Source organism: Pseudomonas sp. IT-196MI5 (genome assembly GCF_949767415.1).
Lineage (GTDB): Bacteria > Pseudomonadota > Gammaproteobacteria > Pseudomonadales > Pseudomonadaceae > Aquipseudomonas.
On the sequence record NZ_CATKPZ010000033.1, the window covers coordinates 22,626 to 36,774 of the forward strand.

16 protein-coding genes are annotated in these 14,149 nt (G+C 60.5%); 8 read left to right on the forward strand and 8 right to left on the reverse strand.

The window, feature by feature from the left end; all coding sequences use genetic code 11:
* The first annotated feature begins 24 nt into the window (after window positions 1-24).
* From metX to ACM6IK_RS18480, 6 genes are read left to right on the forward strand one after another with little or no spacing between them, the layout of a single operon-like run.
* Entirely contained in the window at window positions 25-1,164 is a 1,140-nt protein-coding gene (gene metX, locus ACM6IK_RS18455; protein WP_414875494.1) for a homoserine O-succinyltransferase MetX, read from the forward strand.
* 7 nt (window positions 1,165-1,171) lie between these two features.
* Entirely contained in the window at window positions 1,172-1,792 is a 621-nt protein-coding gene (metW, locus tag ACM6IK_RS18460; protein WP_056726485.1) for a methionine biosynthesis protein MetW, read from the forward strand.
* Window positions 1,793-1,818: 26 nt separating this feature from the next.
* Complete coding sequence (locus tag ACM6IK_RS18465) at window positions 1,819-2,253, forward strand: DUF4426 domain-containing protein (protein ID WP_108217056.1); 435 nt, start codon at window positions 1,819-1,821, stop codon at window positions 2,251-2,253.
* Window positions 2,250-2,846 carry an RdgB/HAM1 family non-canonical purine NTP pyrophosphatase gene (gene rdgB / locus ACM6IK_RS18470; RefSeq protein WP_414875495.1) on the forward strand — a complete coding sequence of 199 codons (597 nt, stop codon included), beginning with the start codon at window positions 2,250-2,252 and terminating at the stop codon, window positions 2,844-2,846. Before ACM6IK_RS18465 ends, rdgB begins: the two co-directional genes overlap by 4 nt.
* The gene (hemW, locus tag ACM6IK_RS18475; RefSeq protein WP_414875496.1) at window positions 2,843-4,048 is read left to right on the forward strand and encodes a radical SAM family heme chaperone HemW; all 1,206 of its coding nucleotides are present in this window, start codon (window positions 2,843-2,845) and stop codon (window positions 4,046-4,048) included. The genes rdgB and hemW overlap by 4 nt, the downstream gene beginning before the upstream one ends.
* 22 nt (window positions 4,049-4,070) lie before the next feature.
* Window positions 4,071-4,394, forward strand: coding sequence for a DUF3392 domain-containing protein (locus ACM6IK_RS18480; RefSeq protein ID WP_007987827.1), 324 nt, complete (start codon window positions 4,071-4,073; stop codon window positions 4,392-4,394).
* Window positions 4,395-4,525: 131 nt separating this feature from the next.
* Here ACM6IK_RS18480 and trmB read toward each other — a convergent pair whose 3' ends face one another.
* The 3 genes from trmB to thiS are packed head-to-tail and all read right to left on the reverse strand — an operon-like array spanning window position 4,526 to window position 6,316.
* Complete coding sequence (trmB, locus tag ACM6IK_RS18485; RefSeq protein WP_414875497.1) at window positions 4,526-5,251, reverse strand: tRNA (guanosine(46)-N7)-methyltransferase TrmB; 726 nt, start codon at window positions 5,249-5,251, stop codon at window positions 4,526-4,528.
* A 9-nt stretch (window positions 5,252-5,260) separates the two neighbouring features.
* Window positions 5,261-6,055 (reverse strand): thiazole synthase, encoded by a 795-nt coding sequence (locus ACM6IK_RS18490; protein WP_414875498.1) that lies wholly within the window; start codon window positions 6,053-6,055, stop codon window positions 5,261-5,263.
* A gap of 60 nt (window positions 6,056-6,115) precedes the next feature.
* The gene (gene thiS / locus ACM6IK_RS18495; RefSeq protein ID WP_007953386.1) at window positions 6,116-6,316 is read right to left on the reverse strand and encodes a sulfur carrier protein ThiS; all 201 of its coding nucleotides are present in this window, start codon (window positions 6,314-6,316) and stop codon (window positions 6,116-6,118) included.
* A gap of 72 nt (window positions 6,317-6,388) precedes the next feature.
* Here thiS and ACM6IK_RS18500 point away from each other — a divergent pair, with 72 nt between their 5' ends.
* On the forward strand, window positions 6,389-8,536 hold the full coding sequence (locus tag ACM6IK_RS18500) for an acyltransferase family protein (protein WP_414875499.1): 2,148 nt from the start codon (window positions 6,389-6,391) through the stop codon (window positions 8,534-8,536).
* A 9-nt stretch (window positions 8,537-8,545) separates the two neighbouring features.
* Here the strand turns inward: ACM6IK_RS18500 and ACM6IK_RS18505 are convergent, their stop codons facing one another.
* Window positions 8,546-8,917 carry a DUF423 domain-containing protein gene (locus ACM6IK_RS18505; protein WP_414875500.1) on the reverse strand — a complete coding sequence of 124 codons (372 nt, stop codon included), beginning with the start codon at window positions 8,915-8,917 and terminating at the stop codon, window positions 8,546-8,548.
* A 74-nt stretch (window positions 8,918-8,991) separates the two neighbouring features.
* Between ACM6IK_RS18505 and mtgA the strand changes: the two genes are divergently transcribed.
* Window positions 8,992-9,714 carry a monofunctional biosynthetic peptidoglycan transglycosylase gene (gene mtgA / locus ACM6IK_RS18510; RefSeq protein ID WP_414875501.1) on the forward strand — a complete coding sequence of 241 codons (723 nt, stop codon included), beginning with the start codon at window positions 8,992-8,994 and terminating at the stop codon, window positions 9,712-9,714.
* A 162-nt stretch (window positions 9,715-9,876) separates the two neighbouring features.
* Here the strand turns inward: mtgA and rpoH are convergent, their stop codons facing one another.
* The 4 genes from rpoH to ftsY form a co-directional block, all read right to left on the reverse strand.
* Window positions 9,877-10,731, reverse strand: coding sequence for an RNA polymerase sigma factor RpoH (gene rpoH, locus ACM6IK_RS18515; RefSeq protein WP_150725044.1), 855 nt, complete (start codon window positions 10,729-10,731; stop codon window positions 9,877-9,879).
* A 119-nt stretch (window positions 10,732-10,850) separates the two neighbouring features.
* Window positions 10,851-11,873 carry a permease-like cell division protein FtsX gene (gene ftsX, locus ACM6IK_RS18520; protein ID WP_414875502.1) on the reverse strand — a complete coding sequence of 341 codons (1,023 nt, stop codon included), beginning with the start codon at window positions 11,871-11,873 and terminating at the stop codon, window positions 10,851-10,853.
* Complete coding sequence (gene ftsE / locus ACM6IK_RS18525) at window positions 11,870-12,541, reverse strand: cell division ATP-binding protein FtsE (protein WP_007975383.1); 672 nt, start codon at window positions 12,539-12,541, stop codon at window positions 11,870-11,872. Before ftsE ends, ftsX begins: the two co-directional genes overlap by 4 nt.
* The gene (gene ftsY / locus ACM6IK_RS18530; protein WP_414875503.1) at window positions 12,538-14,010 is read right to left on the reverse strand and encodes a signal recognition particle-docking protein FtsY; all 1,473 of its coding nucleotides are present in this window, start codon (window positions 14,008-14,010) and stop codon (window positions 12,538-12,540) included. Before ftsY ends, ftsE begins: the two co-directional genes overlap by 4 nt.
* Window positions 14,011-14,149: the final 139 nt, after the last annotated feature.

The window sequence follows — 14,149 nt, forward strand, 5'->3', positions numbered from 1 at the left end:
CTCATTTCAACGAGAGCAGGGTCGATGCCAGCTGCCTTTCCCCCCGATTCTGTTGGTCTGGTGACGCCGCAAGTGGCGCACTTCAGCGAACCCCTGGCATTGGCCTGTGGACGTTCGCTCCCGGCCTATGACCTGATTTACGAAACCTACGGCACGCTCAACGCCATGGCGAGCAACGCCGTGCTGATCTGCCACGCCTTGTCCGGCCACCACCACGCCGCCGGCTACCACAGCGCCGACGACCGCAAACCCGGTTGGTGGGACAGCTGCATCGGCCCCGGCAAGCCGATCGACACCAGCAAGTTCTTCGTGGTCAGCCTGAACAACCTCGGCGGCTGCAACGGCTCCACCGGCCCGAGCAGCATCAACCCGGAGACTGGCAAGCCGTTCGGCGCCGACTTCCCGGTGTTGACCGTCGAGGATTGGGTGCACAGTCAGGCGCGCCTGGCGGATCGCCTCGGTATCGCCCAGTTCGCGGCCGTGATCGGCGGCAGCCTCGGCGGCATGCAGGCGATGCAATGGAGCATCACCTACCCTGACCGCATCCGTCATTGCCTGGCCATCGCCTCGGCGCCCAAGCTGTCGGCACAGAACATCGCGTTCAACGAAGTGGCGCGTCAGGCGATCCTCACCGACCCGGAATTCCACGGCGGTTCTTTTCAGGAACACGGCGTGATCCCCAAGCGCGGCCTGATGCTGGCGCGGATGGTCGGGCACATCACTTACCTGTCCGACGACTCCATGGGCGAGAAATTCGGCCGAGGGCTCAAGAGCGAAAAGCTCAACTACGACTTCCACAGCGTCGAGTTCCAGGTCGAAAGCTACCTGCGCTATCAGGGCGAGGAGTTCTCCGGGCGCTTCGATGCCAATACGTATCTGTTGATGACCAAAGCGCTCGATTACTTCGATCCGGCGGCGGACTTCGGCGATAACCTGGCGAGAACCTTTGAAGGCGCCAAGGCCAGGTTCTGCGTGATGTCGTTCACCACCGACTGGCGCTTCTCCCCTGCCCGCTCGCGGGAACTGGTGGACGCGCTGATGGCCGCGCGCAAGGACGTCTGCTACCTCGAGATCGACGCACCGCAAGGCCACGACGCCTTCCTGATTCCGATCCCGCGCTACCTGCAGGCATTCGGCAATTACATGAACCGCATTACGCTGTGAGAAAGCCATGAGAGCTGATCTGGAAATCATCCAGGAATGGATCCCCGCCGGCAGCCGCGTGCTCGACCTCGGGTGCGGCGATGGCGAACTGCTGACCTGGCTGCGCGATAACAAGCAAGTCACCGGCTATGGCCTGGAAAACGATGCCGACAACATCGCCGAATGCGTGGCCAAGGGCATCAACGTCATCGAACAGGACCTGGACAAGGGCCTGGGCAACTTTGCCAGCAACAGTTTCGATGTCGTGGTCATGACCCAGGCACTGCAAGCGGTGCACTACCCGGACAGGATCCTCGAGGAAATGCTGCGCGTGGGCCGGCAGTGCATCATCACCTTCCCCAACTTCGGTCACTGGCGCTGCCGCTGGTACCTGGCGAGCAAGGGCCGGATGCCGGTTTCCGAGTTCCTGCCGTACACCTGGTACAACACGCCGAACATTCACTTCTGCACCTTCGCGGACTTTGAAGCCTTGTGTCGCGAACGTGAGGCGAAGGTCATTGATCGACTTGCCGTGGATCAACAGCATCGGCACGGGTGGGCCAGCAAGCTATGGCCTAATCTGTTAGGTGAGATCGGCATCTACCGGGTCAGCAGCCCGGGACTTTCCGACCACAAGGTCGCAGTCTGATCCACCCTATTTCAAGGAGAACGATCATGGGTCGTCTAGCGTTGTTTCTACTCACTGCCTGCCTGAGCGTCACCGCCATGGCCGCCGACGCCATCAAGGGCGAACGCAAGGAAACCTTCGGCGACGTGACGGTGCACTACAACACCTTCAACTCCACCTACCTGACCCCGGACATTGCCAAATCCGCCGAACTCACCCGCAGCAAGAACCAGGGTGTGATCAACATTGCGGTGCTCAAGGACGGCAAACCGCAGATGGCACAGGTCAGCGGTACGGTCAAAGACCTGACCAGCCAAAGTGTGGACCTGAAGTTCCGCCAGATCACTGAACAAGGTGCGATCTACTACATCGCCCAATTCCCGGTACCGCAGCAGGAAACCCGCACCTTCGACATCAAAGTGCAGACCGGTGACAAAATCAACACCATCAATTTCAACCAAGAGCTCTTCCCTGGCCAATGATCAACTTCACGCAACTCGTACTGGCCAGCCATAACGCCGGCAAACTCAAGGAACTCCAGGCCATGCTCGGCGAGTCGGTGCATCTGCGCTCGATCGGCGAGTTCAGCAGCGTGGAGCCTGAAGAAACCGGCCTGTCGTTCGTCGAGAACGCCATCCTGAAAGCCCGCAATGCCGCGCGCATTTCCGGCCTGCCGGCGCTGGCTGACGATTCCGGGCTGGCGGTGGACTTCCTGGGCGGCGCGCCAGGCATCTACTCGGCGCGTTATGCCGATGGCAAGGGCGATGCGGCAAACAACGCCAAGCTGCTCGACGTGTTGAAAGACGTACCAGAAGCCGAACGCGGCGCGCAATTCGTCTGCGTGCTGGCCTTGGTGCGTCACGCCGATGATCCGTTGCCGATCCTCTGCGAAGGTTTGTGGCACGGGCGCATCCTGACCCAGGCCAGCGGTTTACACGGTTTCGGCTACGACCCGCTATTCTGGGTGCCGGAGCGCGAGTGCTCCAGCGCCGAGCTGAGCCCGGGCGACAAGAACCAGATCAGCCACCGCGCCCGTGCAATGGATCTGCTGCGCCAGCGTCTGGGCTTGAAATGACCCGTGAATCATCCGCGTCGCCGCTGATCTTCGGCGGCGATGCACAATCGCCTCGGGCTGCCCTGCCTGTGCTGCCGCCGCTGGCGCTGTACATCCACATCCCGTGGTGCGTGCGCAAATGCCCTTATTGCGACTTCAACTCCCACACTGCCAGCCCTGTGCTGCCGGAAGAAGAGTACGTCGATGCCTTGCTGGCCGATCTCGATCAGGACCTGCACGCCGCTTATGGTCGTGAGCTGAGTTCGATTTTCTTTGGCGGCGGTACGCCAAGCCTGTTCAGCGCTGATTCGCTGGGGCGCTTGCTCAAAGGCGTCGAACAGCGCATTCCGTTTGCCAGCGACATCGAAATCACGTTGGAAGCCAATCCGGGGACGTTCGAGCAAGACAAGTTCGTGGCGTACCGGAAACTGGGGATCAACCGCCTGTCGATCGGCATCCAGAGTTTTCAGCAAGAAAAGCTCGAAGCCCTGGGGCGGATTCACAACGGCGACGAAGCCGTACGCGCCGCCGGCATGGCGCGGCAGGCCGGGTTCGACAACTTCAACCTGGACTTGATGCATGGCTTGCCGAATCAGTCCCTGGACGATGCCTTGGCGGACCTGCGCACAGCCATCGCTCTGAAGCCGACGCACCTGTCGTGGTATCAACTGACCCTGGAACCGAACACGGTGTTCTGGAATCAGCCACCGACGCTGCCGGAAGACGACACATTGTGGGACATTCAGGAAGCCGGGCAAGCGCTGCTGGCTGAACACGGTTACGTGCAATACGAAGTCTCAGCCTACGCCCTGCCCGATCGCCCGGCACGCCACAATCTCAATTACTGGAGTTTTGGCGATTTCATCGGCATTGGCGCGGGCGCCCATGGCAAGCTCAGCCATCCGGACGGGCGCATCATTCGCACCTGGAAGACCCGCCTGCCGAAGGACTACTTGAATCCGGCGAAAAGCTTCCAGGCTGGCGAGAAAGCGCTGACCAATGATGAAATGCCGTTCGAGTTCCTGATGAACGCGCTGCGCCTGACTGAAGGCGTCGAATCGCGGCTGTACCCGGAACGTACCGGCATGACGCTGGAAAGCCTTGCTGAAGGCCGCCGTGAAGCCGAACAAAGCGGCCTGTTGCAGGTCGAACCGTCACGTCTGGTAGCCACGATGCGCGGACAACTCTTCCTCAACGACTTGCTGCAGAAATTTCTGAGCTGATTTCAGCCTTAAGGGAAAACGAATGGATTTGGTACTCGACCTGCTTGCCACCGTGTCTCGCTGGAGCCGCAGCAACCTCTCGGAAATCGCCCTGGCCCTGGTGGGTTGCCTGCTGGTGCTGTTTGGTGCGGATTTCAAAGGCTGGGTCGAGCAGCGCCTGGGCAGCATCGCTGGCGCGTTGCGCGTACCGCTAATGTCCCTGCTGTGCATGATTGGCAGCGGCGCGGCGCTGATCTACGCCACGCCATGGGTCGTGCGCGGCTTGAGCCAGTTCAACAACTACAGCCTGGCGCCGGTGTTGCTGGTGGTGTTGGTGTTGATCGGCGTGGTCGCCGACCGCCGCTGATCCTGCGGCACACACCAAACAACTGTGGGAGCGAGCTTGCTCGCGATGACGTAATAACAGTCAACATCTTCATTGACTGCCAGACCGCTATCGCGAGCAGGCTCGCTCCCACAGTTTGTATTGGGTGGCGCTTAGGACTGTTTTTCGAACTTCAAATCCCACACGCCATGCCCAAGACGTTCGCCACGGCGTTCGAACTTGGTGATCGGCCGTTCGGCCGGACGCGGCACGCACTTGCCGTCTTCGGCCAGGTTGCGATAACCCGGCGCCACGTTCATCACTTCCAGCATGTATTCGGCGTATGGTTCCCAGTCGGTGGCCATGTGCAGAATGCCGCCGACTTTCAACTTGCTGCGCACCAGTTCAGCGAAGGACGCCTGAACGATACGGCGCTTGTGGTGACGGCTCTTGTGCCATGGATCCGGGAAAAACAGCATCAGGCGGTCGAGGCTGTTATCGGCCACGCAGCGGTTGAGCACTTCGATTGCGTCGCAATCGTAGACCCGCAGGTTGGCCAGGCCTTGCGTCAGCACGCCATTGAGCAGCGCGCCGACACCCGGACGATGCACTTCGACGCCGATGAAATCCTGATCCGGCGCAGCCGCTGCCATTTCCAGCAGCGAATGGCCCATGCCGAAACCGATTTCCAGCGAGCGCGGTGCCGAGCGACCGAACACCTGGTCGAAATCCACCGGCGCGTCGGCTAGCGGCAGCACGAACAGCGCAGAGCCCTGCTCCAGGCCCTTTTGCTGGCCTTCGGTCATGCGCCCGGCGCGCATCACGAAGCTCTTGATGCGGCGGTGTTGGCGCTCGTCGCCTTCTTCCGTCTGGATTGGCGTGTCGTTCGATTCAGTCATCAATGGCTCTTACTTGATCAGACCATCCAGCGGCGAAGAGGCGCTGGCATAGAGTTTTTTCGGCATGCGGCCGGCGAGGTAGGCCAGGCGGCCTGCGACGATCGCATGTTTCATGGCTTCAGCCATCATGACCGGCTGCTGGGCGTGGGCGATGGCCGAATTCATCAGCACCGCATCACAACCCAGTTCCATGGCAATGGTAGCGTCGGAAGCAGTACCGACACCGGCATCCACCAGCACCGGGATTTTGGCTTCTTCCAGGATGATCTGCAGGTTGTACGGGTTGCAGATCCCCAGACCAGAGCCGATCAGACCAGCCAGCGGCATCACCGCGATACAGCCGATTTCCGCCAGTTGACGGGCGATGATCGGGTCATCACTGGTGTAGACCATGACGTCGAAGCCTTCCTTGACCAGCGTTTCGGCGGCCTTGAGGGTTTCGATCACGTTGGGGAACAGGGTTTTCTGGTCAGCCAGCACTTCCAGTTTCACCAGGTTGTGGCCATCGAGCAGTTCACGGGCCAGGCGGCAAGTGCGCACAGCTTCGATGGCGTCGTAGCAACCGGCGGTGTTCGGCAGGAAGGTGTAGCGATCCGGCGACAGTACTTCGAGCAGGTTCGGCTCGCCCTCGATCTGGCCAAGGTTCGTGCGGCGCACGGCGAAGGTGACGATCTCGGCACCCGAGGCTTCGATGGCCAGGCGGGTTTCATCCATGTCACGGTACTTGCCGGTACCGACCAGCAAACGCGACTGGTAAGTACGACCGGCCAGGACGAAAGGCTTGTCGCTACGAACGATGCTCATGGGAAATCCTCTGTAGGGGTGAGGTACTTGCTGAATTCTGTGGCCACTCGGCCGAGGCTGCTAGCCGCCGCCGATGGCGTGTACCACTTCGACGTTGTCGCCATCATTCAATGTGGTGTCTGCATGCTGACTGCGCGGGACGATATCCAGATTGAGTTCGACCGCCACCCGACGTCCGGTCAGGTCCAGACGGGTCAGCAGGGCCGCAACGGTTTCGCCGTCGGGCAGTTCAAAGGATTCGCCGTTCAACTGAATGCGCATGCCGGATGCCGTCATCATTTTTAGGGGCTGGCATTCTAGCCCGATCAGTCAGGCCGACCCAAGCCATTCGTCATGAAATGGACCGGCTGGTCAACCCAGCCGCCAGGCGGCAAGCCCGGAACAATCCTGAAACAACTCCAGGGTTCAAGCACTCGCCCAAGCCTCCTATATTCTTTGCCTCGTGTCGAACCGCAGCAAAACCTGATCGAACACACGAGAGAGGAGCTTGTGTCCAGCCTTCATCCAATGCCGACCATCCCGGCCATCGACGGCCTGCGCGCCATTGCAGTCCTGAGCGTGATCATCTTCCACGCCGACTTCCTGAACGCACTGCCCGGTGGGTTTACCGGCGTCGATATCTTCTTCGTCATTTCCGGCTACGTGATCAGCCAGTCGCTGTCCGCTCGAGCCCACAGCGGCTTTCCCGCCTTCCTGGTGGATTTTTATCGCCGTCGATTCCTGCGTATCGTGCCCGCGCTGCTCCTGGTGCTTCTGGCTTGCAGCCTGTTTTCGGCGATGTTCGTGCCCCAAGCCTGGCTCAGCATGCAGAATGACCGTACGGGGCTGGCCGCCTTTTTTGGCCTGAGCAATTTTGTGCTGGCCTGGAACACCGACACCTACTTCTCCCCTTCCACCCTGCTCAACCCCTATACCCATACCTGGACCCTGGCCGTAGAGGAGCAGTTCTACCTGGTCTTTCCATTCATTTGTTTCATCTGGTTGCGCCATCGACAGCACAGCCGGCTCGCCTGGGCCTTGCTGCCCGTGCTCGCACTCATGTCACTGGCGTTCAGCGCCGTGCAGACGCGGGAGAATCCGCTTGAGGCGTTCTACCTGATGCCCAGTCGGTTCTGGGAACTGGCCGCTGGGGCACTCCTTTTCCAGTTGATCGCAACAGGACGCTTCACGCTGCATTCAACGGCCGCAAGCCGAGGCGTGTTACTCGGCGGCTTCGCGCTGGTCACCGGAGGACTGTTTCTCGCCGATAAAAACCAGTTCCCCTTCCCTTGGGCGCTGCTGACGGTTTCCGGCACCTTGATGATCATCACCACTCTGGCCCAGAAAGCCGACGATCACTTCCTGCCCCTGCGCCTGTTGCAATCTTCACCCGCGGTCTATGTCGGCAGATTATCCTACTCGCTGTATCTCTGGCATTGGCCGGTGCTGGTGCTCCTGCGCTGGACCACGGGCCTGGAGCAACCGGCCGTGCAGTTGGCCTACCCAGTGATCGTTATGGCGCTTGCCGTCGCTTCCTACCATTGGGTCGAGACACCGTTGCGCGCCGGCCATTCGCTTTTCCAGCGCCGCGCCTGGATCACGATCACCTCTTGCCTGGCAGCCATTGGCCTAGGCTGGTCCGGCGCGCGCTGGGTCAGCGAAAATCCCGAGGTCCTTTCACTGAGCCAGACCCGTGATACCTATACCTGGCTCTCCAGGCAGCTGCCGCAACATTCCACCAGCCAACCGGTCCAGAGCCCGCCATTGCAGGGACGCCAGTTGTTCGTGATCGGCGATTCGCACGCAGCGGCCTATCGAACGATGCTCAGCCTCGCATCACGGCAACTCGGCTTTACGGTTTCGGAATATGAACGCGGCGGTTGCGCGGTCGTCAGCCTCATGGCGCCCGACCCGCAAGGTGCCTGCACCAGGGCTCGGGAAAAAGCCCTGAGCGATATCGAGGCGCGAGCGGAGCCGGGCGATATTGTTTTCCTCGCGTCGTTGCGAATGCCGGAGCTGGCAGGGCGCGACTGGGCTCGGAGCGAGGGGGAAGCATTTGGGGAGGCTCTTTCCGAATTGACGTCCGAGCAGTCTGAAGGCGCCCGGATCGCCGCCGAGGCCGTGCTGACACGCTTGACGGCCGCCAAGGTGCGGGTATTGATCGATGCGCCCATGCCACTGTTCAAGGCTCCACCCTATCGCTGCTCGGACTGGTTTAACCGGATGAATCCGATTTGTGCGCCCGGATTCACCATGGCGCGAGAACACATCGAGCAACTGCGCACGTCGCAAATGACGCTGCTCGACCACTTGACCCGCCAGTATCCGATGCTTCGAGTCTGGGACCCACTGCCACTGCTGTGCTCAGGCGCTACCTGTTCAGCCTACGACGACGATAAACCGCTCTTCCGCGACGCTGACCACCTCAGCGGGCACGGCAACCGCGTCCTTGTGCCGTCTTTCACGCAAACTCTGCTGAATGGCTGGAAAAACGCAAGTTGATTCCCATCGTCAATTCAGGCGCCAGGCGGCCAGCCCGAGGCACAGCCAGCCAATCAGGAATGCCAGGCCACCGAACGGGGTGATGATGCCGAACTTGCCGATGCCCGTCAGCGTCAAAACATAAAGGCTGCCGGAGAACAGCAGGATACCAATGGCAAACGATGCGCCAGCCCAGGTGATCAGGCGGCCGGGAATCTGCGCGGCCAGGAATGTGACACCCAACAACGCCAGGGCATGCACCAGTTGATAGGTGACGCCCGTGTGGAAAATCGCCATGTACTCGGCACTCAGGCGGCTCTTCAGGCCATGGGCGGCAAAGGCGCCGAGGCCGACACCGGTGAAGCCGAAAAAAGCGGCCAGCATCAGAAAGCCACGCAGCATGCAGAACTCCAGTCAGTTTCGATCCCCAGGGTCTGTATAATGGCCCGCTCAACGGGTTCGGCCAAGCCATCTCTATGCTACGTATCTATTTCCGTCGCTTCACCAAGGCCGCGCTCTGGTTCATGGGTGGCAGCGTATTGCTGGTGCTGATCTTTCGCGTGGTGCCACCACCAGGAACGGCGCTGATGGTCGAGCGCAAGATCGAATCCTGGTTTGACGGCGAACCCATCGACCTGCAACGGACCTGGAAACCCTGGGACGAGATCTCCGATGACCTGAAAGTCGCGGTGATTGCTGGCGAAGACCAGAAGTTTCCAGAGCACTGGGGCTTCGATATTGGCGCGATTCAGGCGGCGTTTGCCCATAACGAGCGCGGCGGTTCGATCCGTGGCGCCAGCACCCTGAGCCAGCAGGTCTCGAAAAACCTGTTCTTGTGGTCCGGCCGCAGCTGGCTGCGCAAAGGCCTGGAAGCCTGGTTCACCGGGCTGATCGAAGTACTCTGGCCCAAGCAGCGGATTCTTGAGGTGTACCTCAACAGCGTCGAATGGGATGACGGCGTGTTTGGCGCTGAAGCGGCGGCCCGGCATCACTTTGGCGTGAGCGCTAAAGGCCTCAGCCGCCAACAGTCGAGCCTGCTCGCCGCCGTCCTGCCCAACCCTCGGGTCTGGAGTGCCGGCCATCCGACCGCTTACGTGGCGCGACGTGCAGGCTGGATTCGGCGACAGATGAGCCAACTCGGTGGCGACAGCTATCTGGTGGAGCTCAATGATTCGCGTCGAGCGCCTTGGGCGCAGTAATTGATCACAATTCTTCAGATCCTGAAAACCACTGTGGGAGCGAGCTTGCTCGCGATGACGGCCTGACATTCAACTTTTATATTGAATGTTCGGACCTCATCGCGAGCAAGCTCGCTCCCACAGGATCAATGATCGGGGCGTTTTTTATTGCCTGCTTGCCAATTAAGCAGCGATCGACACCTTGAGCTTGTTCATCGCGCTCTTCTCGAGCTGACGAATACGCTCGGCCGACACGTTGTACTTCTGCGCCAGGTCGTGCAGCGTGGCTTTCTCTTCCGCCAGCCAGCGCTGGTAGAGGATGTCACGACTACGGTCGTCCAGCACTTCCAGCGCTTCGTGCAGGTTGTGGTTGGAGTTGTCGCTCCAGTCAGCATCTTCCAGTTGACGGGCCGGGTCGTACCGGTGGTCTTCCAGATAGTTGGCCGGCGACTGGAAAGCACTGTCGTCATCCGCTTCGGCAGCCGGGTCGAAGGCCATGTCATGCCCGGTCAGGCGGCTTTCCATCTCGCGTACTTCCCGAGGCTCTACACCCAGGCTTTCCGCCACGCGGTGGACTTCCTCGTTGTTCAACCAGGCCAGGCGTTTCTTCTGGCTGCGCAGGTTGAAGAACAGCTTGCGCTGGGCCTTGGTGGTCGCAACCTTCACGATACGCCAGTTACGCAGGATGAATTCGTGGATTTCCGCCTTGATCCAGTGCACGGCAAAGGACACCAGGCGCACGCCCATTTCCGGGTTGAAGCGCTTCACGGCTTTCATCAGGCCGACGTTACCTTCCTGGATCAGGTCAGCCTGAGCCAGGCCGTAGCCGGAATAGCTACGGGCGATATGTACGACAAAACGCAGGTGGGCGAGCACCATCTGCCGAGCCGCCCCCAAGTCCTGCTCATAATAGAGACTCTCGGCCAGTTCACGCTCCTGCTCCGGCGACAGCAATGGAATGCTGTTGACGGTGTGCACATAGGCCTCCAGGTTCGCACCCGGGACCAGAGCATATGCAGGTTGCAAAGAATTGGTCATACGAAAAAACCTCCGACTTACAAACTCGTGCAGTTCAGCACTGCGAAAATTGACCGGAAACCGAAAGACAAGTTCCCTAAACCCAAAAACGCTGAAAGGTCAATACGAGCAAAATGATACTACTTAGGCGCAAGCTCCCTCAGGTGGCGTGCGACTGCAATCCATGCACCGATATACCCCAACAGCACCGCGCCAAGCAAGAGAGACAGACCGTCGGCAACTGGCACTCCAGCCAGCGCAAAATCACTGCCGTACAAACCGGCCAGCCCTACCACCGCGTCGTTCAGCCAATCAAGGCCGAACGCCAGAACGCCCCAGGACAGAATCCCCGCACCGAAGCCATACAGCGCGCCCATATACAGAAAGGGCCTGCGCACATAGCTGTCAGTGCCGCCGACCAGTTTAATCACTTCTATCTCTGTGCGGCGGTTTTCAATATGAAGACGAATGGTATTGCCTATCACCAAAAGTAATGCAGAAACCAGAAGCACGGTCAGACCGAAGACAAAACGGTCACCCAGCTTGAGGATGGCTGCCAGACGCTCGACCCAGACTAAATCAAGTTGCGCCTGTTGTACCTTCGGCAGCTCGGATAGTTTTTGTCTTAATGCTTCAAGGGCCGGCTTGTCGACTTCGTTCGGCGTCACCAGGACCACGCCCGGCAGCGGGTTCTCCGGCAATTCCTTGAGCGCCTCGCCCAGACCGGACTGTTGCTGGAACTCTTCCAGCGCCTGCTCCCGTCCAACGTATTCGGCATCGGCGACGCCAGGCATGCCCTTGATCTGATCGCGCAGCGCTTCGCCTTCGGCCGGTTTGGCCTCAAGGTCCAGATACAGGGAAATCTGCGCCGCACGCTGCCAGGAACCACCCAGCCGCTCGACGTTACCTAGCAAAAGTGACAGCCCCATGGGCAAACTCAGGGCCACCGCCATCACCATGCAGGTGAAGAAACTGCCGATGGGCTGCTTGCCCAGGCGGCGCAGGCTGTCGACCATGCTGGCACGATGGCTTTCGATCCAGGCGCGGAACAACGTGGCAAAGTCCGGCCCGTCGTCATCGTCGTGTTTTTTCTTTTGCGGCTGCGGATCGGCGGCTTTCGGGGCCACGCGCTCGGAAACCTTGGGGCTACGTGTTGCGCTCATACGGCCGCCTCCCCGTCACCAATCAATCGACCGCGTTGCAGCGTCAGCATGCGATGGCGCATGCGGGCGATCAGGGCCAGGTCGTGACTGGCGATCAGCACGCTGGTACCCAGGCGATTGATGTCTTCGAACACACCCATGATCTCGGCGGCCAGACGCGGGTCGAGGTTACCGGTCGGTTCGTCCGCCAGCAGCAAGGCCGGACGATGGACGATAGCGCGGGCGATGCCGACGCGCTGCTGCTGACCGGTGGACAGGTCACCCGGGTACAGATCGGTTTTATCAGACAGCGCCACGCGCTCCAGTGCCGAGTCCACGCGCTTGGCGATCTCGGCCTTGGACAGCCCCAGGATCTGTAACGGCAATGCGACGTTGTTGAACACCGTGCGATCGAACAGCAACTGGTGATTCTGGAACACCACACCGATCTGCCGGCGTAAAAAAGGAATCTGCGCGTTGCTGATGGTGCTCAGGTCTTGTCCGGCGAGCAGCAGCTTGCCGCTGGTCGGGCGCTCCATCGCCAGCAGCAGGCGCAACAGCGTGGATTTACCGGCGCCGGAATGGCCGGTGACAAACAGAAACTCGCCACGACGGACTCGAAAGCTCAGCTCATGCAAGCCGACGTGACCGTTCGGGTAGCGCTTACCGACCTGTTCGAAACGAATCATGAACGCTCCCGCTCGGCAAACAATGCCTGGACAAAGGGTTCTGCTTCAAAGGTACGCAAATCGTCGATGCCTTCGCCGACGCCGATGTAGCGAATCGGCAGGCCGAACTGCTTGGCCAGGGCGAAAATTACCCCGCCTTTCGCTGTGCCGTCGAGCTTGGTCAGCGCCAGGCCGGTCAGTTCGACGGTCTGGTTGAATTGCTTGGCCTGGTTGATGGCGTTCTGGCCGGTGCCGGCGTCAAGCACCAACAGCACTTCGTGAGGTGCGTCGGCGTCGAGCTTGCCGATCACCCGGCGAACCTTTTTCAGCTCTTCCATCAGGTTGTCTTTGGTGTGCAGGCGGCCGGCGGTATCGGCGATCAGCACATCGATGCCACGAGCCTTGGCGGCCTGCACGGCGTCGAAGATCACCGAAGCCGAGTCGGCGCCAGTGTGCTGCGCGATCACCGGGATCTTGTTGCGCTCGCCCCAGACCTGCAACTGCTCCACCGCCGCGGCGCGGAAGGTGTCGCCGGCGGCGAGCATGACTTTCTTGCCTTCCAGCTGCAGTTTCTTCGCCAGCTTGCCGATGGTAGTGGTCTTGCCGGCACCGTTGACGCCGACGACCAGAATCACGAACGGTTTGTTCTGCGAGGTGATTTTCAGCGGCTGCTCGACAGGCTTGAGCATGGCCGTCAGCTCAGCCTGCAGGGATTTGTACAGGGCATCGGCGTCGGCCAGCTCTTTGCGTGCGACCTTCTGCGTCAGACGCTGGATGATCACCGAAGTGGCTTCGACACCGACGTCGGCGGTCAGCAAGCGGGTTTCGAGGTCTTCCAGCAATTCGTCATCGATGACCTTTTTGCCCAGAAACAGGCTGGCCATGCCTTCGCCGATACTGGCGCTGGTCTTGGACAGGCCCTGCTTGAGGCGGGCGAAGAAACCGGCTTTGGTTTCTTCGGTGCGCACTGGCTGGACCGGGGTTTCGACGGGAGCGGGGACGGGAGCAGGTGCTGCAACAATCGGGGCTGCCGGTTCGATTACAACCGGTGCAGGTGCGGGCTCAGCCACAACGACTGGCGCCACCACCGGCTCGACCACAGGCGCATGAACCGGGGCCGGCGCGAACTCAGCCGGGGCCGGAATCGGCGGTGTCAGGTGGGGGGCCTGGTCATTCTCGACCAGTGCCACCGGCTCTTCCGCCACGGGCAATGTCAGCCATGGCTCGGTGGCGGTGGTCAGCGGTTGCTCGATGATTTCACGGGCAGGTTCGGCGACGACTTCGGCCTGCGTCTGCAGCACCGGCTCGGCAATCGGCAGAGTCGGTGCAGGCGCTTCTTCTATTACCGGGACCGGCGTCGGCGCTGGTTCAGGAATGGCTTGTGGCTGTTCGACGACGGGTTCCTGCGGCTTTTTGCGCAGCCATCCGAACAGGCTTTTTTTCTCGCCAGCCGCAGCTGGGGTCTTCTTGTCGTCGTTGGAACCAAACATGGAGGACGGCTATCTCACGGTAGCGACGCGCCAATGGCGCCCCGGCAAATAAATATTCGATGCAGAACAGACTGCGATTGACCCAGCTTGTTCACGCGCAACATTTTGTCGAAGTGCTCAACGGCACCTCAAGCAATCG